1 protein-coding gene is annotated in these 442 nt (G+C 34.4%); it reads right to left on the bottom strand.

Annotation, left to right across the window (positions count from 1 at the left end; translation table 11 throughout):
* A partial coding sequence (locus NE544_RS12100; protein ID WP_256269508.1) for a transposase occupies positions 1–442 on the bottom strand: 442 nt, incomplete at both ends.

Genomic DNA, 442 nt, shown 5'->3' with positions numbered 1-442 from the left:
ATCTTATCATTTGGACATAGATAACAGTCGTATTCTTCATCATAGACATATTCGTATTTTTTAAAGAAGCCTTTTTTGGTCATTGGTCTTTTATATGGCATATAAGGAATCTGATTATTCTGTACAATAGCTCTGCATATTGCGGGTGTCATGTATCCGGCATCTAATGAAACATTCTTAATCAGGTATCCATATTTTCCATTGATCAATTCTTCATAGGCATCAAAAAAACTAACACTATCATGTACATTTCCAGGAACTGTTGTAACTGCCAGTACGAACGAATTCTTATCGCAGAAAGTTTGATGCGAGTACGCAAAACATTTCTCTTTCTCACCTTTATGGAAGCAGCCACTTTCTGGATCTATAGTGCTTTCTGTAATTGTTTTAGTTGAAGTTTTTTTTACTTCTTCACCCGTTTCTTCATCATGTACATATTCTG

The organism is Holdemanella sp. MSK.7.32 (assembly GCF_024460475.1).
GTDB lineage: Bacteria > Bacillota_I > Bacilli_A > Erysipelotrichales > Erysipelotrichaceae > Holdemanella.
This window is presented reverse-complemented; position numbering and strand designations above follow the sequence as displayed.